Source organism: Streptococcus mitis (assembly GCF_003942685.1).
Lineage (GTDB): Bacteria > Bacillota > Bacilli > Lactobacillales > Streptococcaceae > Streptococcus > Streptococcus mitis_CD.
Genome location: NZ_RJNR01000006.1, coordinates 30,649 through 50,045 on the forward strand (window position 1 = coordinate 30,649; position 19,397 = coordinate 50,045).

The following is a 19,397-nucleotide window of genomic DNA, read 5'->3' on the forward strand; positions in this document are numbered from 1 at the left end:
CTTAGGACTGAAAGTCTAGTGTTAAAGCCTTTTCGTTGAGTTAAGGCGATTAAAAAAATGGGAAGTTTCGTTTGAAACACCCCCGTAGACACCCCCACAATTTTTTGTGGGGGTGTCTTTTTTTATGAAANGTAATAAAATTTTATCAGGTCATAGTAACGTGATAATTCAGCTTGTAATTGTGTATGTTCATTTTGAAGACTAGTTATATCAACTTTTTTCTTTTTCAGTGCTCTCTTTAAATAAATATATGAAAAATGTTCAGCAGTCCCGTCCAGTTCAGGTATTTTAAGAAATTTCATCAGAGGTTCAAAGTTATTTATGTTTGTTATATAAAACAGAGACTTATTCTTGTTACTTTTGTCATCTAGAAATAGTTTATGAATAGAATTTTCAGAAGGAAGGTGCCATAAAATTTTCTCGGCTCTTTTTTTTAGTTTATCAGAACGTAAATTTTCTTTGATATCGTAGTCTCCTAAAAGTGATTTTTCTTTTTTGGATAAGAATTTTATCTCAGTGCTGAGTAAAATATCTTCGAAACCTTTAGCTATGAAGTAATTTTGAAATAAATGTAACGAAATTTCAAAATAGTCTTCTGTATCATCATCTAATAAGCCTAAAAAACGATCAAGTGAGATGTATTTATTTTCTTTGTTTTTATGATATTTCTTATAAAACTCATGAAGTTTTAAGATGATTATTTTTTCTTCAAAGGAAAGTGTATCATTTGAATTTGTTGCAATATAGCTTTTTATCTTACGAAGTTCCTTATTTTCTAAGTAAAGGAGATAGTAATGGTTGGTTAACTGTAAATTATTTTTCATAAAAGAATTCACTCTCCCTAAAAAAATGTCAAGGTTTTTCCCTTGCACCTAATATTATACCATGGTGTTCTGATAATTTCTTTTCTTTAGGTGGGAGTTCAAACTGTGACAATGTAAAGTGAGTTTGATTGTAGTAGTATATCATTAAGCAAGTTTTATAGCTTGCTTTTCGGAAATCATATGATTATGACAGTTCAGTATTGTGCACGATACTGACCATGTATTTTACTAAGGAAAGAGAGGTACCATTCATGGTATCAAGAGAACTTTTGGAAAATCTTGTTAAAGGCAAGTCACTTACTCAATCAGGCGGGAAAGCTAAGTTAGAAACTAGTTGCATTTATTTGGGTGCCGAATCACGAACTCACTTCCCAAATCTCAAAGATAGTTTCGGAAAGACTATTAAAGACCCAAAATCTGGAAACGCTATGAAGTCAGATGAATCTGATGGCGATACATACACATTCTCAGAAATCGGAACATCAAAAATGGTCAAAGTTGTCTATGCCTCTGGTCTTATGCTTGAAGTTGGAACGCTCTACAATGTTGTTGGTCTCGGTTATGACATGCGCAACTCTAACATGTTGCTAATCGATGAAGACAGTAGTATTGAAGCTATTGCGGAAGAGGTGTAATATGAATCCTATTGCTTTTACTTTTGTTGTATTTTTAATTGCCGTTGGTGCGTATATTTTCCTCAAGTCTCAAGGAAACTGGAGGAAAGGCTTAGTTGAGCTGGTTCGTACTCTAGCTGTAATTTTTGGATTTATAGCTAGAGTTGGGGATTTTTTAGTCGGAGTATTTCGTGTAATGTCAAATGGACTAAAATCTTTTGACGAGAAATATAACCTTGAAGCAATCAAGGAACTAGAAAATCAAAAAGAAGCACTGGCATGGGCTGCTAAAACCATTTCTTCTGAATGGAAAGCTTTGAGAGACGGCGATGAAGAAGTACGTGAACTTTTGTTTAACTTCATCTATGATAATCGCACTGATTCATATAAAGTTGTATTTAAACGTTTTATGGAACTTTCTGAAAGAGAAAAGCTTCTTTCTAAGTTGCAAGAAGTTGCTAATGAAGCAATTGCTGGTAATATGTATTATGTTGCAGAAATTACTACTCCAAAACTTGTTACAGATGCTGGAGGTAAATATGTTTCTAAGCTCATCTTTGACTTGAAAATGAATAACGAGCAAAGAGAAAGGCGTCTGGCACAGCATGCTGAACGTAATCAAACTGAAGTTGATAGCGTTGAAAGTGTGGTTGACTAATGGAATATCCGTTGTTTCATAATCGAAAGACGGGTCAGCCGATTTGGATGAACCTGACAGGACATGTACTCCTCTCGGGTTCAACTGGTTCGGGGAAGTCCGTTGCTATCTTTCATATTGTTCATTGTATATCTAAGCTATCTTCTACTGGGGATAAATTGACTATTCTTGACTATAAAGGTTCGAAAGACTGGAAGGAGTTAAGGGGAGTTACAGGTTACTATTCAGTGGAGGAATCAAAAGTAGGTTTTGAACAGGCGTATCTACTCTTTCATAAACAGCTGGAAGGGGTTGTCCCAATTGGGGATAATATCCATTGGTTGGTTATTGAAGAGATGGCTTCGCTTGCTGAATCCTACACCTCTAAGGCTGAAAAAGCAGAATTTTTCCAACGTTTTGGCGAAATGCTCCGACTATCTCGTAATATCGGAGATGGGGAAGGTGGCTGGCGTATTATTGTGACGATGCAACAGCCTGATAGTTCCTTCTTGGGTGGTACACAAAATCGCTCAAATTTTGGATTACGTATCTGTGTCGGGGGTATTAGTGCTGAAGGTAAACGTATGCTTTTTGACCGTCAAGACGATGACCCAACAGAGGTGTCTAGCTCGTCCGTTGGAAAGGGCTTTGCCCAGCAGTACGGAGGTTATATCGTACCTATCATTTTTCCTTATGAAAAACGGCGTGAGTTGGTCTTTTCAAGAGTGATTGCCATGCTGGAACGTTAGCTAATGTAGAATGTCCTGCGGTGGTACACTTATTTAGACCGATACAATTAGCTAAGATGTTTTGTTTTGTCAGTGTATCGGGTGTAATCCCGAAACCACTGCATGGCTAGTCGAGTCAAGGAGCCCGAAGGGCAAGGCAAAAAGATTTCTGTCAGCGACCCGTAGGGGAAGCGGTTAAGCAGAAAACTTTTTGTCCTGTTCCTTTACTCGGATAGAGTGAACTCTGAAACTAGAGCAGTGAGCATAGTTGTCAGTTTGAGGGTTGGGGTTGCAAGGGGCGAAGCCCCTGCCTTGCGGAGCAAGAACAAAAGTCACGGTATAGTATTACCCGTGACTTTAATGACAGTGACAAAGAGGTCTTAAAGCCTTTTAAACCAGCTTATAGACCTCTTGATTTTGTCACTAATAAAAAAATAGAGGTATATCTTATGAAAACAAAAGAATTAAATAGTTCATTTAGGGCCAATTCATATTGCTGTGTACTTAATAATGTAGATAAACTATTTGATAAATCTTCCGATTTCTTTGAAGCTAGTCGTTTCTCAGATAAAACGAGGAAGCGGATAAAAGAGTTCAGGGGAAATCTTGAACAAGACTCATACAATCCTGAAGAAATTGTTGATTTTCTAATGGAGCTGTGGATTGGAAGAAATGAAACCTGTGTTTGTGCTGTTAATTACGAGATAGGAGACAATGGTACTCATCATTGTCATATGGTTTTGGAGGATAAGCAGAGTTTCCGTTTCGCTACCTTGCAGAAGATTTTTCCGACTATCCACGCAGAACTCACACGTGGTACTAAGGAGGAAGTTATTGCTTATTTTGAAAAATCGGGAAAGCACGAAGAAAAAGCACATACTATTCTAGTTCCTATGAAATTACATGGAGAATTAAGAGCAAGTAAACAGGGACAACGTTCCGACCTTGATTATATCCAGCAAAGGATAGAAGAAGGTTCGACACCTGAAGAAATTATGATTGAACGCTTGGAATATCGTAAGTACACAAAGATGATAAAAGAGCACTACTACCAATTTCGTGTGCAAAATACTCCAGACCACAAAGATTTGAAAGTTTATTGGCATACAGGGGATTCAGGCAGTGGTAAGAGTTACACTCAAGTCGAGCTAAAACGTGAGTTTGGTAGAGAAGCTGTATATGTATGGAGCGACTATCAAAATGGTGGACTAGATGGGTATCAAGGTGAAAGTATTCTCTTTATGGAAGAGTACAAAGCTGAGCTACCTTATGCTGAGTTTTTGAAAGTAACTGACTGTTACCCGCAACAAATGCATGCACGTTATAGTAATGTATATGCGTTATGGAACACCATCCACTTAACAAGTATTTTCTCTCCTGAGAAGGTGTATGAGTTGATGGTTCCCGAGGAGAAACGTTCAGCAGACACGGCAGAGCAAATGATGCGAAGAATCAGTAAGGTCGTTTATCATTTCAAAGTCACTACTGAGGAAGGTAAGTATCTGTATAAGCAATTGATTTTTTCAGTAGAAGATTATAATAATCATTCACAAGAGCAAATCGAACGCTTTGCTTATCAGTTTGACTGCTCGAATCCTGATGTATTGATTTATGACTTTGAGAAAGATGCTTTTTATTCAACCATGAACCCTATCAGGAACAAAATAAAAAACTCATCGAAACCCTCGCCAAAGTCTTTCAATGAGCAAAAATAGTTGTAGCAAGAGGTGCCTTGCGTACCTCTATTATACACGAAAGAGGTGTAAAATGAAAACTGTAAATCATAAGAAGTTAATGGAACTTGGTTTTTCAACGACCAGCTCAAAACAAATCATTAGAGAAGCTAAAGCTATTGCAATTCAGCGATTTAATGAAGCTAGTAATTCTTCGGATAATGTGATAAAATTGAGTAAATCGCCTTTTGATAATCGACGATTAGACTTAGCTCCTACTGAAATAGTAGAAGAGCTCTTAGGCTTTCAAATTTCCTAATAGAGAGGAATTTTGAAATGGCTAAAAAATATAAAGGAGTCTTTAGAGACCAAAAGGGTAGAATCTACTGCCAAACTGAATTTAAGGCTTCTGCTGATGGAAAGCGACAACGCTTTAAAAGCTATCGTGATAAGTGGGGTAAACCATTTGAGACTGAAAAGCAAGCCTATGATGAACTTTGTAGAGCAAGAGTGGAGTTCTATGACAGATTTGTCTATACTGACTATAATCTAACTTTTGCTCAGTATATGGAAGATGTTTTTCTACCATACTATAAGCAGACTGTTCAAGATGTCACTTATCGGACAGCCCTAGTGCACTTTGCTACCTTTATTAAGGAGTTTGGTAATAAAAAGTTAAAAGATATTAGTCCAAGAGATTGTGAGAGATTTCGGATTAAACTGATAGACAAGTATTCTCCAAATTATGCTAGAGGTGTTTGGATTCGTTTCAAGCAATGTATAGGATATGCTGAAAGGATGGAGTATATCAAGACTTTTCCTTGTAAGAGTCTTGATAATCCTAGAGGTGCTAGACCTGATACGAAATTTTGGACTTTTAACGAGTTCAAGAAAGTTCTTACAACTTTTGACTTGACCGACTATGAAGACTTGCTTCGTTTTACTACTGTCTGGCTCTATTATATGACTGGTGTCCGAGTAAGTGAGGGGTTCGCCTTGTTGTGGTCTGATTATGATAGGGAGAACAAACGTATCTTTGTTCATTCTACTTTAGAAGCTTTGAAAGGTGGATTTTACCACCGAAAAGAGCAGACCAAGACAATGGCAGGTATGCGATATGTTGAACTTGATGACGAGACTGTAAAAGTTCTTGATAGGTGGAGAGAGGTTCAAATATCTAACTCAGATAGTGACTATATTTTGTCACGATTTGGAGAGCCACTGGTCAAAAGTACTTTGAGCAGAATGTTAAAACGACACGCTGAAAAAGCAAGAGTGCCAGTTATTACTGGTAAAGGGCTTCGTCATTCTCATGATTCATTCATGATTAACGTACTTAAAAAGGATGTCTTACTTGTGTCGCAACGTTCAGGGCGTGTTGACAAAGCTACCACTTTAAACACATATTCACATTATTACGCCCATCAGAGTAATATTGGTAATGAAATTACTGATTTATTGGAAAAGGAGGGGATAAATGTTGACACCCCGTCAGACACCCCCACAAGAAGATAACTAAAATGGAAAATGCTTTATATCAACGATTTTAATAGTAACGCCTATGTTACTCTTAAATAAGAGACATATACCAATTAGAATTCGGAATACTATTGTATCAGCCTTTTAGAATCGTGAACACATTTTAGAAACTGATAAATAAATTTAGTTTCCTACCAAAAACCCTACCAAAAATTAATTTGGCAGGGTTTTTCTTTTTAATAAAATTATTTTGGAGAACAGTTGTATATTGTTCTCCTTTAATAATAGAGCGACTACATTAGTAGCTTAAAAACATGATTAAACCGCTATTTTTAGGAGTAGCGGTTTTTCTTGTTTTATATAAGGGATTACTCCAAAGATAATAATTTATAAGTATGAGTTGCCTTTTCAATAAATGGGTTATATAATAGTAATATAGCTATGGAAGATTAATCTTATAATTTATAGTTTTCATTTTAGAGGAGAAAAGATGGCATTAAATTTGTTTGATGTTATTCGTTATGAAGGTGAAGATACAAGGAATATACTTGCTTGGAGACATCCTAAGACGAATATCAAGATAGGAGCAACTGTAATTGTAAATCCTGGTCAGCGTGCTGTGTTTTTTTTAAATGGAAGAGCAGTAACTACTTATGATGCTGGTAAACATAAGATTGAAGGATATGATATTCAAGTAGTTTCAGGAATAAAAAACTTTCTAAGTGGAGGTATTTCGTCTGACTCATTGTTTTTGTGGTTTGTGAATATGTATGATTTACAACCGATTGGATGGGGAACTTCTTCTCCTATAATGGTTCGAGATCCAGAAAGTGATATTCCTGTAGAATTGAAAATACATGGGGATTTCATTCCTCGAATTGTAGACTTAGAAGCTTTTATATTAGAATTTATGCCAAGTCACCCCGATATTATAACAGCTCCTATTTTACAAAAACGGTTTAGACAAACTGTTAGTGGGTTGATTAGTTCAGCTATTTCACAAGTAATATACAACCATAAGATTCCAATTCTTGATATTGAGATGCACAGTTTTGATATGTCTGTTGCTTTGTCAGCTATTTTATCCAGCCATTTTTCTAAATATGGAATTAGTATTGAGGAATTTAACATTGAGGCTTTAAAGGTAAATCAGAATAGCAATGGATATAGAGAAATCTTTAAATTCCACAAGCAAATTTTGGAAGCCAAAAGCAAGCAGGCTGGTCGAGATATTGAAGAGTATACTTATCAAGAAGAGAGACAATTTGATCTTTTAGAAGAGGCAGCAAAAAATAATGATTCTGCAGGAAATCTAATGGGAGCAGGCGTGGAAATAGCTATGGGACTTTCCTTGGGAGCTAAATTTAGCAACTTGGTGGATCAGATTGAAGATAGGAATTCATTTGACAAAGATGTGAATCAGCATCAAACTGACCTCAAAGGAGAAACAGGCTTAGCTAAGTTTTGTAGCCAATGCGGGACTGCTTTTTTGGAAGGAGCAAACTTCTGTTCTAATTGCGGGCACGAAAGATAGTTCAAATGATTGGAAAAATCATTTTTATATCAATCTTGTTTAAGCATTATCTTTAATCTTTGATTTTTTACATTTTCAAATTTACTTTTGTTTTATTTGGGAAGTCTGGTATTGCCAGAATTTCCCTTTTTCTTAGAAATTTGAAAACTATGATTTCTTTGTTTGTATTTTTAAATCATTCAATTTATGTAATTCTAAGTATGGAAATGTATGAATAAATACAATGATTCCCTGAAAGATATTAGGAAATCTTTTTAAAAGAGTAAGGGATTACTTAGACAAGTTCTATGACAGGAGGATATTTTGGATGTACCAAGTATTTCGTTTATTAAGTATACTTTTTATGGGATTAACAAGTGCAACATTTTTTCTTTCACTATGGGCTATAACTCTATTTCTTGAACATGGTAGGCCGATTTTCTCAATATTGATTCCTATTATTTTTTCTTTATCAGGTTTCTTTTTGTCATCCTTTGCATTTTATAGCTTTGGTATTTTAGAAAATATAAAAATTAAAGTCAAAGCTTTGGATGAGATATATAATGGGAAAGCTCTTTATAGAGAATATATAGCAACTAGAGGAGAAGATAGGTGAAACAGTATATTAAGAATAATTGGGAAAAAGGCTTTCATTGGTTAATTTCAAATATAGTAATACTCTGTTTTGTAGTTTTATCACTTGCTATCTTTTCTATAGATGATGAACCAAGAATCTTTATATTGAAAAATCTTGATTTTATAATTTTGGCAAAATCTATTGGAATTCCCGTTGTTATCAGTTTTTTATTTTTATCATTTCAGAATGTTATCTTTTTACTAGTTGCTTTAATTATTTTATATTTATTTCGAGAAACAATTAAAGATTCCTTTTCCTTGAAGAAATTAAAACAGAAGAATTTACTTCAAATGCTTGTTTTAATCATTTTATCATCATTTTTTGAATATGAAAAATCTAGGGAATGGTCTATTCGATTTTTATTTCTTTTAGTTCCTTGGTATTTGCTTAGTGTGATCTCAATATTGGTAATGACTTATCGTAAGTCAAAGAGAGAAGAAGAAGTCAAGAAACGAAATCAAATACAAGCTTTATTCACCTTATTTGAAAAGCACCAGATTAACAAAAATACATATCCCGTTATTTGTCCATCATGTAGTGGTGAGAATCTGCTTGACCTAGGGCAAGGTAAATCATGTGATTATTGTGGTGCATGGTTATCTAGAAAGGAAATATAAATGAGACGCTATCGTTTAATCATTTCCAAGGTTGTTTATCCTGTAGTATCTTTCATATGTATTGTCACCGGATTGAAATTTTATCAGTACATTGATAACTACATAAGATGGATTTTAGGAAAAAAAGAAGGTTTACTTTATGATTTCTACTTTTTGTGGCTTTTAATAGTTACAATTTTGTTTGTTTTATTTTTCCTATTTTTGATTATATCGTCTTTTCTATTTTTGAAACAGCCACGTATGAAACAATATGATAAAGCTTTGATAACAGTTCTTAAGTTTGAAGAACAAGGTGAAGATGTTATTGAAATTAAGGGGAAAGAATTGCGAGATGAGTTATCTTATCGATTATCAGCGAAACGTGTTTATTGTCCTACTTGTCATAAGCCAACAGATGGAGTCATTGGAACTGAATTGACCTGTGCAACTTGCAGTAAAACTTTTATAGTTTCTTGATTTTAAGATAATCGAAATGCTATTATCTTATAGCTATTTTGATATTGTTTCTAAAACCTAGCAAGTTTATTTTCTTTAAAACACAAAAAGCAACAACTGTCTAGCTGTTGCTTTTTGTTAACTTTTTTCAAGTATTAAACAATACCTTGTGCAATCATAGCGTTTGCTACATTTTCAAAGGCAGCAATGTTAGCTCCTGCAAGGTAGTCTTTATCAAGACCGTATGTTTCTGAAGTTGTTTTAGCTGTGTTGAAGATGTTTGTCATGATGTCTTTGAGACGTCCATCAACTTCTTCACGAGTCCATGAGAGGCGAAGGCTATTTTGGCTCATTTCAAGAGCTGAAACGGCTACACCACCAGCATTGGCAGCTTTTGCAGGTCCGTAAAAGATACCATTTTCTTTGTAGACTTTGATGGCATCAAGGTCGCTTGGCATGTTGGCACCTTCAGATACACAGATAACTCCTTGAGCAACCAAACGTTTAGCTGCTTCACCGTTGATTTCGTTTTGAGTAGCACATGGAAGAGCGATGTCATAGTTTCCAGCGTAAGTCCATACAGAACCTTCATGATAAGTAGCGGTTGCTTTCTCAGCTGCATACTCAGTCAAACGAGCGCGACGTTTTTCTTTAACATCAACCAAAAGATCGAAGTCGATACCATTTTCATCGATGACGTAACCATTTGAATCAGATACAGAGATAACAGTTGCACCAAGTTCAGTCGCTTTTTGAAGAGCGTATTGAGCAACGTTACCAGAACCTGAAATAACAACTTTCTTACCAGCAAAGCTGTTACCGTTAGCTTTAAGCATTTCTTCAGTGTAGTAAACCAAACCGTAACCAGTTGCTTCTGGACGAATCAAGCTACCACCAAATCCAAGAGGTTTACCAGTCAAGACACCAGCATCAAATTGGTTAAGACGCTTGTATTGACCGTAAAGGTAACCAATCTCACGTCCACCAACACCGATATCACCAGCAGGTACGTCAAGTGATGGTCCGATGTGTTTTTGCAATTCAGTCATGAAGCTTTGGCAGAAGCGCATCACTTCAGCATCTGTTTTACCTTTAGGATCGAAGTCTGATCCACCTTTACCTCCACCGATTGGAAGTCCAGTTAAGACGTTTTTGAAGATTTGTTCAAATCCGAGGAATTTCAAAATCCCTTGGTTTACAGTTGGGTGGAAACGAAGTCCGCCTTTGTATGGTCCAACAGCTGAGTTGAATTGAACACGGTAACCACGGTTTACTTGAACTTTTCCATCACGGTCAACCCAAGGAACACGGAAAGAAATCACGCGCTCTGGTTCAGTAATACGTGCCAAGATATTTTCTTCGATATACTCAGGGTGTTTTTCAAATACAGGTTCCAAAGTGTTAAAAAATTCTTCAACAGCTTGGAGGAATTCAGCCTCGTGCCCGTTACGAGCTTTTACAGTTTCAAACACGCTTTGGATATATTCTTTAGCAGATGTCATATCGTTCTCCTTAAATTCTAATTTAATTATGTGTGTCATTATAGCAGAATTTTTTTTAACTGTAAAGGGAAAAACAAAAATTTTCTAAAAATTCTTTCAATTTACAAAACCGAACGTTTAAGATAGAAATTAGTTTCTCAAAGAGAAAAGCTGAAAATATGGTATAATATTAGCAATAAAAGGAATCCGGAGGATCAGAATCATGGTATCAACGAAAACACAAATTGCTGGTTTTGAGTTTGACAATTGTTTGATGAATGCAGCAGGTGTGGCTTGTATGACGATAGAGGAGTTAGAAGGGGTTAAAAACTCAGCGGCAGGAACCTTTGTCACTAAGACAGCGACCTTGGACTTTCGTCAGGGGAATCCTGAGCCACGCTATCAAGATGTTCCACTTGGTTCCATCAACTCTATGGGCTTGCCAAATAATGGCTTAGACTATTATTTGGACTACCTTTTGGACTTGCAGGAAAAAGAGACGAACCGAACTTTCTTCCTATCTCTAGTCGGCATGTCTCCAGAGGAAACCCATACTATCTTGAAAAAAGTCCAAGAGAGTGAGTTTCGTGGTCTGACTGAACTAAACCTTTCCTGTCCAAATGTTCCAGGTAAACCTCAGATTGCCTATGATTTTGAGACAACTGACCGGATTTTGGCAGAGGTATTTGCCTATTTTACCAAACCTTTAGGAATTAAATTGCCACCTTATTTTGATATTGTTCACTTTGACCAAGCGGCAGCTATTTTCAACAAGTATCCTCTTAAGTTTGTCAACTGCGTTAACTCTATCGGAAACGGCCTGTATATAGAAGATGAGTCCGTCGTTATTCGTCCTAAGAATGGTTTTGGTGGGATTGGTGGGGAGTACATCAAACCGACTGCTCTAGCGAATGTTCATGCTTTTTATCAACGTTTAAATCCTCAAATCCAAATCATCGGAACAGGTGGCGTTCTGACTGGTAGAGATGCCTTTGAACATATCCTCTGTGGAGCTAGTATGGTGCAGGTGGGAACTACCCTTCACAAAGAAGGAGTTGGTGCTTTTGATCGTATTACCAATGAACTGAAAGCAATCATGGCGGAAAAAGGGTACGAAAGCCTAGAAGATTTCCGTGGGAAATTGCGCTATATTGATTAAATTCATTAAAAAATCAGAAGAAAGGAGAGAAGATGCTAGCCATTGAAGAAAGTCAGAAGTTGACTTTATCAAATTTACCTAGTCTGAGCCTATTTACAGGGACAGATCAGGGTCAGTTTGAAGTTATGAAGAGTCAAGTATTGAAACAGATTGGTTATGATTCTGCCGACCTCAACTTTGCCTACTTTGATATGAAAGAAGTAGTTTACAAGGATGTGGAACTGGAGTTGGTCAGTCTTCCTTTCTTTGCGGATGAGAAAATCGTGATATTAGATCATTTTGTCGATATCACAACTGCTAAAAAGCGCTTTTTGACAGATGATGAGCTCAAGTCATTTGAGGAATACTTTGACAATCCTTCACCAACAACCAAGTTGATAATCTTTGCAGAAGGAAAGCTGGATAGCAAAAGACGGTTGGTTAAATTACTTAAGCGTGACGCCAAGGTCTTCGATGCAGTAGAAGCTAAAGAACAAGAACTGCGCCAGTATTTTCAAAAGTGGAGCCAGAAAGAAGGTCTGCAGTTTGCCAATCATTCTTTTGAAAATCTCCTCATCAAGTCTGGTTTTCAATTTAGCGAAATCCAGAAAAATCTCCTCTTTTTACAGTCCTATAAAGAAGACTCTGTTATCGAGGAAGAGGATATTGTTAACGCAATTCCCAAGACCTTGCAGGACAATATTTTTGATTTAACTCAGTTTATTCTGACTAAAAAGATGGATCAGGCGCGCGATTTGGTTAGAGACTTGACCTTGCAAGGTGAAGATGAAATTAAGTTGATTGCCGTCATGCTAGGACAATTTCGGACTTTTACTCAGGTGAAGATTTTGGCGGAGTCTGGGCAAGCAGAATCTCAGATTGCAAGTAGTCTAGGAAGTTTTCTCGGACGCAATCCAAATCCCTATCAAATCAAGTTTGCGTTGAGGGATTCGCGAGGACTTTCCTTGAGCTTTTTGAAGCAAGCTATTTCCTATTTGATTGAGACAGACTATCAGATTAAAACAGGTCTTTATGAAAAAGGTTTCCTTTTTGAAAAGGCACTCCTACAGATTGCTAGTCAGGTAAATTGATATTTTTTTGAAACTACAACCCGCGTCAGGATTATCTTGTCGTGGGTTTCTTGCTGATTTGCTTGTTTTATACTCAATGAAAATCAAAGAGCAAACTAGGAAACTAGCCGCAGGTTGCTCAAAGCACTGCTTTGAGGTTGTAGATAAGACTGACGAAGTCAGCTCAAAACACTGTTTTGAGGTTGTAGATAAGACTGACGAAGTCAGTAACATATCTACGGCAAGGCGACGTTGACGCGGTTTGAAGAGATTTTCGAAGAGTATTATTAGAATATATTTCAGTGATTTCCTTATCTATAAGCAAAAAACTTGAAAAAAGTGAATGTTTGCGTTATCATTTTCATATAGAAAGAAAAAGAGGTATTACAGATGGCTATTATCTTACCAGATCTTCCATATGCATACGACGCTTTGGAACCATACATCGATGCGGAAACAATGCACTTGCACCATGACAAACACCATCAAACTTATGTCAACAATGCTAATGCAGCTCTTGAAAAACACCCTGAAATCGGTGAAGACCTTGAAGCCTTGCTTGCTGATGTAGAATCTATCCCAGCTGATATCCGTCAAGCACTTATCAACAATGGTGGTGGACACTTGAACCACGCTCTTTTCTGGGAATTGATGACTCCTGAGAAAACAGCTCCATCAGCAGAACTTGCAGCAGCAATCGATGCAACATTTGGTTCATTTGAAGAATTCCAAGCAGCCTTCACTGCAGCAGCAACAACTCGTTTTGGTTCTGGCTGGGCATGGTTGGTTGTCAACAAAGAAGGTAAACTTGAAGTGACTTCAACAGCAAACCAAGACACACCAATCTCAGAAGGCAAAAAACCAATCTTGGGCTTGGACGTTTGGGAACATGCTTACTACGTAAAATACCGCAACGTGCGTCCTGACTACATCAAAGCTTTCTTCTCAGTGATCAACTGGAACAAAGTAGATGAATTGTACGCAGCTGCTAAATAATGATAGTTGGAGGGAAGAATTGTTCTTCTCTTTTTAAGGTTGTATTATTTTGGTCTGACAAAATCGTCAGACTTTTTTCATTTTTATGAGAAACGTGCTAACTGCTAGAAATTATGGTAGAATAAAGTATTAAGTAATCGTGGAAAAAGGATATCTATGCGAAAAGAAATTGCACCTGAATTATACAACTATAACAAGTTTCCTGGTCCTGAGTTTCATTTACACGGGGACAAGGTTGAAACGGAAGGGATAGCTTTTTCCTTGGTGGAAAATATCAAGGATGCCTTTGATGTGACGGCTTTTAATCAGCGTTTTTCAGAAGTCTTAACCAAGTTTGATTATATCGTGGGAGACTGGAGCAACGAACAGCTTCGCCTACGAGGTTTTTACAAGGATGATCGAACAGAAGAAAAACTTGAAAAAATCAGTCGTTTACAAGACTACCTTTTAGAGTATTGTAGTTATGGTTGTGCCTATTTTGTCTTAGAAAATGAAGCCCCTAAGCGAGCATCGTTTGACAAGAAAATGCGCAAGAAGGAAGAAGAAACACCTTCTAAAAAAGGAAAGAAACCGGCTCAAACAAAACGAAAACCGAATGCAGATAAGAAAAATAGACGTCGTCAGAAAGACCAGTATTCTCAGAAAGAGGACAAGGGGCAACGTCATTTTGTCATTCGTCAGAAGTGAGTAGAGAATAAGGAGAAGAAATGAAACCGTCAATTTATAGTTTAACACGTCAAACCATGCAGGAATGGGTTTTAGAGCAAGGAGAAAAGAAATTCCGTGCAGATCAAATCTGGGAATGGCTCTACCGTAAACGTGTCCAGTCATTTGAAGAGATGACCAACCTGTCAAAAGATTTGATTGCTAAGCTTAATGACCAGTTTGTGGTCAATCCCTTGAAACAGCGTATCGTTCAAGAGTCTGCTGATGGTACTGTAAAATATCTCTTTGAATTGCCTGATGGTATGTTGATTGAGACTGTACTTATGCGTCAACACTATGGTTTGTCAGTCTGTGTGACCACTCAGGTCGGCTGTAATATCGGTTGTACCTTCTGTGCCTCTGGCTTGATCAAGAAGCAACGCGACCTCAATAATGGGGAAATCGTAGCCCAGATCATGCTGGTTCAGAAATACTTTGATGAGCGTGGTCAGGATGAACGCGTCAGTCATATCGTTGTCATGGGAATCGGTGAGCCCTTTGATAACTACAACAATGTCTTGAATTTCGTTCGTACTATCAATGATGATAAAGGAATGGCCATCGGTGCTCGTCACATTACGGTTTCCACCTCAGGTTTGGCCCATAAAATTCGTGATTTTGCTAATGAAGGAGTTCAGGTCAATCTTGCCGTTTCCCTTCACGCACCTAATAATGAACTGCGTTCAAGCATCATGAAGATTAATCGTGCCTTTCCGATTGAAAAACTCTTTGCTGCTATTGAGTACTACATTGAGACAACTAATCGTCGTGTGACTTTTGAATATATCATGCTCAATGAAGTCAATGATGGTGTAGAACAAGCCTTGGAATTGGCTGAATTGCTCAAGAATATCAAGAAATTGTCTTATGTGAACCTGATTCCTTATAACCCAGTTAGTGAGCATGATCAATATAGCCGTAGTCCTAAAGAGCGCGTCCTGGCCTTCTATGATACACTTAAGAAAAAAGGGGTTAACTGTGTTGTTCGTCAAGAGCATGGTACTGATATTGATGCAGCTTGTGGACAATTGCGTTCTAATACAATGAAACGTGACCGCCAGAAAGCAGTCGCAGCAGTCAATCCTTAATGATGAAGAAGACTTATAATCATATTTTGGTCTGGGGAGTCATTTTCTATAGCATTTGCATTGTCTATTTTTGCTTTACTCCTCAAGAACATTCTCCCGTGGGAGTGGAAACTCCAGGTATTCAGCATCTTGGACGCCTGGTTTTTCTTTTGACTCCTTTCAATTCTTTCTGGAAACTGGGCGAAGTGAGTGATATGGGACAATTATATTGGATTTTTTTACAAAATATCCTCAATGTCTTCTTGCTTTTTCCTTTGGTGTTCCAACTCCTTTATCTCTTTCCAAACTTAAGGAAAACAAAAAGAGTTATTATTTTCAGTTTTCTAGTGAGTCTTGGAATCGAGTGTACGCAGTTAGTCTTGGACTTTTTCTTTGATTTCAATCGCGTCTTTGAGATTGATGATTTGTGGACCAATGCCTTGGGTGGCTATTTGGCTTGGCTTCTCTATAAACAACTACATAAAAACAAGATAAGGAATTAAAATGAGTATTTTAGAAGTTAAAAACCTGAGTCACGGTTTTGGTGACCGTGCAATTTTTGAAGATGTGTCCTTCCGTCTCCTCAAGGGAGAACATATCGGTCTGGTCGGTGCCAATGGTGAAGGAAAATCGACCTTTATGAGCATCGTGACTGGTAAGATGTTGCCAGACGAAGGAAAGGTTGAGTGGTCAAAATATGTGACTGCTGGTTATTTGGACCAGCACTCTGTTCTTGCTGAAGGCCAATCTGTTCGTGATGTTCTCCGTACAGCCTTTGATGAGCTATTCAAAGCTGAAGCCCGTATCAATGACCTTTATATGGAAATGGCTGAAGACGGAGCGGATGTTGATGCTCTCATGGAAGAAGTGGGCGAACTCCAAGATCGTTTGGAGAGTCGTGATTTCTATACCTTGGATGCAAAGATTGACGAAGTAGCGCGTGCCCTTGGTGTCATGGACTTTGGCATGGATACGGATGTAACCTCTTTGTCAGGTGGGCAAAGAACCAAGGTGCTTTTGGCAAAACTTCTCCTTGAAAAGCCTGATATCTTGCTGTTGGACGAGCCGACCAACTACTTGGATGCTGAGCATATTGACTGGCTCAAGCGCTATCTCCAAAACTATGAGAATGCCTTTGTCCTTATTTCGCACGATATTCCATTCCTGAACGATGTGATTAATATTGTCTACCATGTAGAAAATCAACAGCTGACGCGTTATTCTGGTGACTACTACCAGTTCCAAGAAGTCTATGCTATGAAGAAATCTCAGCTAGAGGCAGCCTACGAACGTCAGCAGAAAGAAATTGCCGACCTCAAGGACTTCGTCGCACGAAACAAAGCGCGTGTTGCAACTCGTAATATGGCTATGTCTCGTCAGAAGAAATTGGATAAGATGGATATTATCGAACTGCAAAGTGAGAAACCAAAACCATCCTTTGATTTCAAAACGGCTCGTACACCAGGGCGCTTTATTTTCCAAGCCAAGGATTTGCAAATTGGTTATGATCGTCCTCTGACCAAGCCTTTAAATCTTACCTTTGAACGTAATCAAAAGGTTGCTATTATCGGGGCAAATGGTATCGGGAAAACAACTCTCTTGAAGTCTCTCTTGGGCATTATTCCGCCAATTGCTGGGGAAGTTGAACGTGGTGACTACCTAGAACTTGGTTATTTTGAGCAAGAAGTAGAAGGTGGCAATCGTCAAACACCACTAGAGGCTGTTTGGAATGCCTTTCCAGCTCTCAACCAAGCAGAAGTTCGTGCAGCCCTTGCCCGTTGTGGTTTGACAACCAAGCATATCGAAAGTCAAATTCAGGTCTTGTCAGGTGGGGAACAAGCCAAGGTTCGTTTCTGTCTCTTGATGAATCGTGAAAACAACGTTTTAGTGTTGGACGAGCCGACCAACCACTTGGATGTGGATGCAAAGGATGAACTCAAACGTGCTCTCAAAGAATACAAGGGGTCTATCCTTATGGTCTGCCACGAACCAGACTTCTATGAAGGCTGGATGGACCAAATCTGGGATTTTAATAATTTAACTTAAGAATGAGAGTAAAAGAAATACAGTACCGAATGTGGATACTGTATTTTTTTGGTTTTTATGATTTAAAATTGTAGTCTTTCACCACTTCGATGCTATCGATAGTAATAGCAGTCGTTGGCTTGTCTTTTTCATCTTTTTCGGCTTTGGCAATTTTATCTACAACATCCATACCGTCAATCACTTGACCAAAGACTGGGTGTTTGCCATCTAGACTAGGGTTTCCCCCTTCTTTATAGGCTTCGATGATTTTCTTTGGATACTTGCTTGTAGGGAGTTTAGCAGAGGTATCTGTAGAGTTTTGGTTGATGAAGAATTGGCTACCATTGGTGTTTGGTTGACCAGTATTAGCCATAGAAAGAGCACCACGGATGTTATAGAGATAAGGAGTAATCTCGTTTTTGAAACCAGTTCCCTTGTCTTTAGTCTTATCCTTGTCATGCCAGATGGACTGACCACCTGTACCGTCTCCTTTTGGATCTCCAGTTTGGACCATAAAGCCATCGATGACACGGTGGAAGGTAATACCGTTATAGTAGCCTTCTTTGGCATGAGTAAGGAAGTTTTCAACTGCTAAAGGAGCGAGTTTAGGGAAGAGCTTAATGCGAATATCACCTTGGCTTGTGTGGAGAATCACTTCAGCCTCGTCTTCAGCAACTTCTTTAGATAGTTGTGGGAAATTGGCGTTTTCGTTTGTTAAAGCATCGTTTAACTCCTTGGCAGATTGGGCTGCTGCTTTGGAGCTTTCCTCAGCGGCCAAGCTAGAATCTACATAGTCATCACCACGCAGACTACGTTGGATGCTGCTGCATCCAGCTAGGGCTACAGTGGAGAGTAAAAGAAGGGTTGCTAGTTTTTTCATACTGTTCCTCTCAAAAATTCATTTCTACTATTGTACCCTAAAAGGAAGTGGATTTCAAATGTTAGTAGTTTACAGAAATGGCTTAGATAATAGTTGGGATTTCATCATCTTGAAAATCTTCAACTTCTTCTTCCCCAGTAAATGGTTTCTGAAAAGAACTTAGTATAAAACGGGCAATTGGTCCGACAATTAGGAAGTTTAGAGGAAGAGCTGCAATAAAGTTTACGGTCCAGGCACTAAGATAGGTCTGGGGTGTGATAGCAATGCCATTGTAGAAAAGTCCATAGAAAGACATGAAAGTGACCATGAGAACTGCCATTCCTCCAGAAATTGTAATGATTTTCTGCCATCGTTTATGATGGTCCTTGAGGATACGAAAGGCAATTGACTTAACAATTGGTCCCACTAGGATGACATCCAATAAAAAAGCTGTGACAAAACCAGGAATGTAGCCAAGAGCTAAATGATGTAGTGAAAGTTGACCAACAATAAAAAGATTCCAAATAGACATACCGAGTACCATCATGGAACACATTAGTGTTGTAAATAAAAGAGCTTCTTTAAAATTTCTAGGCATTATAGTCTCCATTTCTTTTTGATTAGACATCAGTCTATCATAAAAAAATTTTCCTCGTAAGTGAAATAATTAATTTTTTTAAGAAACTGTTTTCAAAAAAATCAACCTGTCTTGGTTGATTAAAGATTCTTTTTAGGATGGCGGTCAATAATTGCTTGATGGTCTTTGGGTGCCGGTTCTCCTTTTGGAGTTAGTATATAACCACGAATCGAAAAGTGACCAGCTAATTCTTCTTCTGAAAAATGGTCATGAAGGTCGTGACTTGGTGGTCTTTATAAAATGTTTCTAAAATAGTATTCAC

At 37.8% G+C, this 19,397-nt stretch carries 20 protein-coding genes and 1 pseudogene; 17 read left to right on the forward strand and 4 right to left on the reverse strand.

The window, feature by feature from the left end; translation table 11 throughout:
* The first annotated feature begins 1,042 nt into the window (after nt 1-1,042).
* From D8855_RS05645 to D8855_RS05690, 10 genes are all read left to right on the forward strand, one after another.
* Entirely contained in the window at nt 1,043-1,459 is a 417-nt protein-coding gene (locus D8855_RS05645) for a hypothetical protein (RefSeq protein ID WP_125416482.1), read from the forward strand.
* 1 nt (nt 1,460) lies between these two features.
* Entirely contained in the window at nt 1,461-2,096 is a 636-nt protein-coding gene (locus D8855_RS05650) for a hypothetical protein (protein WP_125416484.1), read from the forward strand.
* Nucleotides 2,097-2,107: 11 nt separating this feature from the next.
* Entirely contained in the window at nt 2,108-2,824 is a 717-nt protein-coding gene (locus D8855_RS05655; RefSeq protein ID WP_221762849.1) for a P-loop NTPase family protein, read from the forward strand.
* A 428-nt stretch (nt 2,825-3,252) separates the two neighbouring features.
* Nucleotides 3,253-4,518, forward strand: a complete 1,266-nt coding sequence (locus tag D8855_RS05660) for a replication protein RepA (protein ID WP_125416488.1) — start codon at nt 3,253-3,255, stop codon at nt 4,516-4,518.
* A 52-nt stretch (nt 4,519-4,570) separates the two neighbouring features.
* A complete protein-coding gene (locus D8855_RS05665; protein WP_125416490.1) occupies nt 4,571-4,795 on the forward strand; it encodes a DUF3173 family protein in 225 nt (74 codons plus the stop codon).
* A 17-nt stretch (nt 4,796-4,812) separates the two neighbouring features.
* Nucleotides 4,813-5,991, forward strand: coding sequence for a tyrosine-type recombinase/integrase (locus D8855_RS05670; protein WP_125416492.1), 1,179 nt, complete (start codon nt 4,813-4,815; stop codon nt 5,989-5,991).
* A 454-nt stretch (nt 5,992-6,445) separates the two neighbouring features.
* Complete coding sequence (locus tag D8855_RS05675; protein ID WP_125416494.1) at nt 6,446-7,489, forward strand: SPFH domain-containing protein; 1,044 nt, start codon at nt 6,446-6,448, stop codon at nt 7,487-7,489.
* A 307-nt stretch (nt 7,490-7,796) separates the two neighbouring features.
* Nucleotides 7,797-8,084, forward strand: coding sequence for a hypothetical protein (locus D8855_RS05680; RefSeq protein ID WP_004259684.1), 288 nt, complete (start codon nt 7,797-7,799; stop codon nt 8,082-8,084).
* Nucleotides 8,081-8,722: a hypothetical protein gene (locus tag D8855_RS05685; RefSeq protein WP_125416496.1), complete on the forward strand. Its 642-nt coding sequence runs from the start codon at nt 8,081-8,083 to the stop codon at nt 8,720-8,722. Before D8855_RS05680 ends, D8855_RS05685 begins: the two co-directional genes overlap by 4 nt.
* Nucleotides 8,723-9,178 carry a hypothetical protein gene (locus D8855_RS05690; RefSeq protein ID WP_125416498.1) on the forward strand — a complete coding sequence of 152 codons (456 nt, stop codon included), beginning with the start codon at nt 8,723-8,725 and terminating at the stop codon, nt 9,176-9,178.
* A gap of 134 nt (nt 9,179-9,312) precedes the next feature.
* On the opposite strand, the gene gdhA is transcribed toward D8855_RS05690, so the two are convergent.
* Nucleotides 9,313-10,659 (reverse strand): NADP-specific glutamate dehydrogenase, encoded by a 1,347-nt coding sequence (gene gdhA / locus D8855_RS05695; RefSeq protein ID WP_000199532.1) that lies wholly within the window; start codon nt 10,657-10,659, stop codon nt 9,313-9,315.
* 202 nt (nt 10,660-10,861) lie between these two features.
* Between gdhA and D8855_RS05700 the strand changes: the two genes are divergently transcribed.
* The 7 genes from D8855_RS05700 (at nt 10,862) to D8855_RS05735 (ending at nt 17,660) form a co-directional block, all read left to right on the forward strand.
* Nucleotides 10,862-11,797 carry a dihydroorotate oxidase gene (locus D8855_RS05700; protein WP_094753212.1) on the forward strand — a complete coding sequence of 312 codons (936 nt, stop codon included), beginning with the start codon at nt 10,862-10,864 and terminating at the stop codon, nt 11,795-11,797.
* A gap of 32 nt (nt 11,798-11,829) precedes the next feature.
* On the forward strand, nt 11,830-12,867 hold the full coding sequence (gene holA, locus D8855_RS05705; RefSeq protein ID WP_125416500.1) for a DNA polymerase III subunit delta: 1,038 nt from the start codon (nt 11,830-11,832) through the stop codon (nt 12,865-12,867).
* Between the two features lie 369 nt (nt 12,868-13,236).
* Nucleotides 13,237-13,842, forward strand: coding sequence for a superoxide dismutase SodA (gene sodA / locus D8855_RS05715; protein WP_000974733.1), 606 nt, complete (start codon nt 13,237-13,239; stop codon nt 13,840-13,842).
* Nucleotides 13,843-13,998: 156 nt separating this feature from the next.
* Nucleotides 13,999-14,529 (forward strand): YutD family protein, encoded by a 531-nt coding sequence (locus D8855_RS05720; protein ID WP_125416502.1) that lies wholly within the window; start codon nt 13,999-14,001, stop codon nt 14,527-14,529.
* A gap of 20 nt (nt 14,530-14,549) precedes the next feature.
* Nucleotides 14,550-15,635, forward strand: coding sequence for a dual-specificity RNA methyltransferase RlmN (rlmN, locus tag D8855_RS05725; protein WP_000804760.1), 1,086 nt, complete (start codon nt 14,550-14,552; stop codon nt 15,633-15,635).
* Nucleotides 15,635-16,117 (forward strand): VanZ family protein, encoded by a 483-nt coding sequence (locus D8855_RS05730; RefSeq protein ID WP_125416504.1) that lies wholly within the window; start codon nt 15,635-15,637, stop codon nt 16,115-16,117. Before rlmN ends, D8855_RS05730 begins: the two co-directional genes overlap by 1 nt.
* 1 nt (nt 16,118) lies before the next feature.
* On the forward strand, nt 16,119-17,660 hold the full coding sequence (locus D8855_RS05735; RefSeq protein WP_125416506.1) for an ABC-F family ATP-binding cassette domain-containing protein: 1,542 nt from the start codon (nt 16,119-16,121) through the stop codon (nt 17,658-17,660).
* A gap of 55 nt (nt 17,661-17,715) precedes the next feature.
* Here D8855_RS05735 and D8855_RS05740 read toward each other — a convergent pair whose 3' ends face one another.
* From D8855_RS05740 to D8855_RS11040, 3 genes and pseudogenes are all read right to left on the reverse strand, one after another.
* On the reverse strand, nt 17,716-18,519 hold the full coding sequence (locus D8855_RS05740; protein WP_023946405.1) for a peptidylprolyl isomerase: 804 nt from the start codon (nt 18,517-18,519) through the stop codon (nt 17,716-17,718).
* Between the two features lie 82 nt (nt 18,520-18,601).
* Nucleotides 18,602-18,925, reverse strand: coding sequence for a DUF2798 domain-containing protein (locus D8855_RS05745; protein WP_474104121.1), 324 nt, complete (start codon nt 18,923-18,925; stop codon nt 18,602-18,604).
* Nucleotides 18,902-19,126 (reverse strand): annotated as a pseudogene (locus D8855_RS11040) (DUF2798 domain-containing protein); the annotation flags it as partial. The pseudogene D8855_RS11040 and the gene D8855_RS05745, both read right to left, overlap by 24 nt.
* Between the last annotated feature and the right edge of the window lie 271 nt (nt 19,127-19,397).